4 protein-coding genes are annotated in these 3,658 nt (G+C 61.3%); all 4 read left to right on the top strand.

Features of this window, described 5'->3' with window-relative positions; all coding sequences use genetic code 11:
* The first annotated feature begins 63 nt into the window (after window positions 1-63).
* Window positions 64-975: an alpha/beta hydrolase gene (locus ACE04F_RS27900; RefSeq protein WP_486110806.1), complete on the top strand. Its 912-nt coding sequence runs from the start codon at window positions 64-66 to the stop codon at window positions 973-975.
* Window positions 976-1,079: 104 nt separating this feature from the next.
* Entirely contained in the window at window positions 1,080-2,051 is a 972-nt protein-coding gene (gene pip, locus ACE04F_RS27895; RefSeq protein ID WP_434626481.1) for a prolyl aminopeptidase, read from the top strand.
* The gene (dtd, locus tag ACE04F_RS27890) at window positions 2,048-2,485 is read left to right on the top strand and encodes a D-aminoacyl-tRNA deacylase (protein ID WP_486110804.1); all 438 of its coding nucleotides are present in this window, start codon (window positions 2,048-2,050) and stop codon (window positions 2,483-2,485) included. Before pip ends, dtd begins: the two co-directional genes overlap by 4 nt.
* 320 nt (window positions 2,486-2,805) lie before the next feature.
* On the top strand, window positions 2,806-3,658 hold an 853-nt coding region (locus ACE04F_RS27885), incomplete at its 3' end, for a glucan biosynthesis protein (RefSeq protein ID WP_486110802.1).

Genomic DNA, 3,658 nt, shown 5'->3' with positions numbered 1-3,658 from the left:
CCCCCCCCCCCCCCCCCCCACAAAAGCCTCCTGCCACGTCTTAGTGATCCACGGCGAACCACAATGGCCTACCCAGTCTCCCAGGCAATGTCCGCCTTCATCGACAAGACCCTGAGCTTCACCAGCCCGGATGACAGCCTCGCAGGTTCGCGCCAGGCCTACAGCCAGATGTGCCGGGCATTCACGCCGCCGTGTCCACCCACGCTTGCGGTCGAGGATCTGCGACTGGCCGGCGTGGCTGTCCGGGCCTACCACCCAGGTACTTCGCCGCCGCTCGCCGGGTGGCCGTGCATTCTTTACTTGCACGGTGGCGGTTGGGTGGTCGGGGACCTCGATTCCCATGATTTCATTTGCATGGAACTGGCCGCGGCCCTCGGCGTGCTGGTGGTGGCGGTGGATTACCGGCTCGCCCCGGAGCATCCGTTTCCCGCCGGGTTCGAAGATTGCCTCACCGTGTGGCGCCACCTGGGGGACCTGCCGTTTGCCATCAACCCTCGGCGCCGGGCTGTAGTAGGCGACAGCGCTGGCGGCAACCTCGCCGCTGCGGTGTGCCTGGCCTTGCGCGATGCTGGGCAGTCTTTGCCGCGATCCCAGGTGCTGATCTACCCGGCGCTTGGTGGCTCCGACGATTTGCCGTCGCGCACCGAATGTTTCGACGCGCCGCTCTTGAGCAGCAGCGATCTGCAACGCTATGACGCGTGGTACCTGCGTGGCGCGCAGCCGTCGCCCTATGCCGCGCCGTTGCTCGCTGATGATTTCAGCGGCCTGCCCGCGACGCTGGTTGCCGTGGCGCAGTGGGATCCGCTGCGCGACGACGGCGTCCTCTATAACGAGCGCCTGAGCGCCGCAGGAGTAGCCTCAGAGTTGTACAGCGGCGAGGGCCTGGTCCACGGTTGCCTGCGCGCGCGGGGCCAGGTGCCGGAGGTCGATCAGCTATATCGCAGGCTGCTGGCCTACCTGGCCGACACGCTTTGACTGCCGCGGGGCATGCTCATTAAGGTAATTCGGGTTTATGATGCCGGACGGCAGACTAAATAGAAGTCCCCACACGGATGACTCGACCCCTTACGGAGCGCGCAATGCAGACTTTGTACCCGCAGATCAAACCCCATGCCCGGCACGATCTGGCTGTCGATGACACCCACACGCTCTATGTCGATGAAAGCGGCTCGCCGGAAGGCCTGCCTGTCGTGTTCATCCACGGTGGCCCGGGGGCGGGTTGCGATGCGCAAAGCCGTCGCTACTTCGATCCGAACCTGTACCGCATCGTTACGTTCGACCAGCGCGGCTGCGGCCGTTCCACGCCTCACGCCAGCCTGGAAAACAACACCACCTGGGACCTCGTCGAAGACCTGGAGCGCATCCGCAAGCACCTGGGCATCGAAAAGTGGGTGCTGTTCGGTGGCTCCTGGGGCTCGACCCTGGCCCTGGCCTACGCCCAGACTCATCCGGAGCGGGTACATGGCCTGATCTTGCGTGGGATCTTTCTCTGCCGTCCGCAGGAAATCGAATGGTTCTACCAGGCCGGGGCCAGTCGCCTGTTTCCCGATTACTGGCAGGATTACATCGCGCCGATCCCCCTGGATGAGCGCGACGACTTGCTCAGCGCGTTTCACAAACGCCTGATCGGCAACGACCAGATCGCCCAGATGCACGCGGCCAAGGCCTGGTCCACCTGGGAGGGGCGCACCGCGACCCTGCGCCCGAACCCGCTGGTAGTCGATCGTTTCTCCGAGCCGCAGCGAGCGCTGTCGATCGCCCGGATCGAATGTCATTACTTCACCAACAACGCCTTCCTCGAACCCAACCAGTTGATTCGCGACATGGGCAAGATCGCCCATTTGCCGGGCGTCATCGTGCATGGTCGCTACGACGTGATCTGCCCGTTGGACAATGCCTGGGAGCTGCACCAGAACTGGCCCAACAGCGAGCTGCAGGTGATCCGCGACGCCGGCCATGCTGCTTCGGAACCAGGGATTACCGACGCGTTGGTGCGCGCGGCCGCGCAAATGGCCCGCCGCCTGCTCGACTTGCCACCCGAAGAAGCATGAAGGGGTTGTTGCAGCGCGTTCGCGGCGCCCGGGTCGAAGTCGCGGGCGAGATTGTCGGGGCGGTGGACTATGGCTTGCTGGTGTTGGTAGCTGTCGAGCCTGGGGATACCCGGGCCAGTGCCGACAAACTCCTGCACAAGCTGCTTAACTATCGGGTGTTCAGCGACGCCGACGGCAAGATGAACCTGTCCTTGGCGGACGTGGCGGGCGGGCTGCTGCTGGTCTCGCAGTTCACCCTGGCGGCGGATACCAAAAGCGGTCTACGCCCGAGCTTTTCAACCGCCGCGCCGCCCGCCCTTGGCGAAGAATTGTTCAACTATCTGCTGACCCAGGCGAAACAGGTGCATGGCACCGTGGCATCAGGTAGATTCGGCGCCGACATGCAAGTGCATCTGGTCAATGATGGCCCGGTAACCTTTCTGTTACAGGTCTGAAAGCGTTTGAAACATCTTTTCGGTCCGGTTTCGAGTCAAAACAGGGAGTTTTCTCGATAAATACTTTGCTAGCCCTGATGCGTTGTCACGCGGCCTACTAGATAATCGCGCGCTACGGGGGATCGGCGTTCGCCGGTCCATTTGACTTAGGTAGAGACTTGTCCTGAACCGTTTGGGGAATCATTTTGTCCCATCGGAGTCGGAACAATGCTCGCCAACTTGGCAAGAGTGGTCCGCAGGAGCGGTTTTTCAGCGCCGTTACCGTGCAGATACTTTATCTGGCCGTTGGTTTTTTGATCTGTTTTCGGCGAGGGTTGCTCGTGATTGTTAGTCCCTGTAATGCACCAAAAATGACTGCCAAACGGTTTAGAAACGCTCTGGTAGCGGGCTCGGCCCTGCTGTGCCTGTTTGGCGCGGGCCAACTGTGGGCATTCAGCCTGGATGATGTATCGGCGAAGGCACAAGAACTGGCCGGGCAGAAATTCGAAGCCCCGCGCAGTAACTTGCCGAACGAATTCCGCGAAATGAAATTCGCCGACTATCAGAAAATCCGTTTCCGCACCGAAAAAGCCGAGTGGGCCGATCAGAAGACTCCGTTCCGGCTGTCCTTCTATCACCAGGGCATGCATTTCGACACACCGGTGAAGATCAACGAAATCACCGCGACCACCGTCGATGAGATCAAATACGACCCGACACGCTTCGATTTCGGTGATGTGAAGTTCGATCCGAAGGCCACCGAACAGTTGGGCTACGCGGGTTTCCGCGTGTTGTACCCGATTAACAAGGCCGACAAGCAAGACGAAATCATGACCATGCTCGGCGCCAGCTACTTCCGCGTCATCGGCAAGGGCCAGGTTTATGGCTTGTCCGCTCGCGGCATGGCGATTGATACCGCATTGCCATCGGGTGAAGAATTCCCGCGTTTTCGTGAGTTCTGGATCCAGCGTCCGAAGCCGACCGACAAGCACCTGGTGATCTTCGCCTTGCTCGATTCGCCACGGGCCACCGGCGCTTATCGCCTGACCGTGCGGCCGGGCACCGATACCGTTGTTGACGTCAAATCGCGGGTTTTCCTGCGTGATCGCGTCAACAAGCTGGGCATCGCCCCGTTGACCAGCATGTTCCTGTTCGGCGCGAACCAGCCGTCCAAGGTCCTGAACTACCGTCGTG

It is taken from the genome of Pseudomonas sp. AGC41, from assembly GCF_057334555.1.
This window is presented reverse-complemented; position numbering and strand designations above follow the sequence as displayed.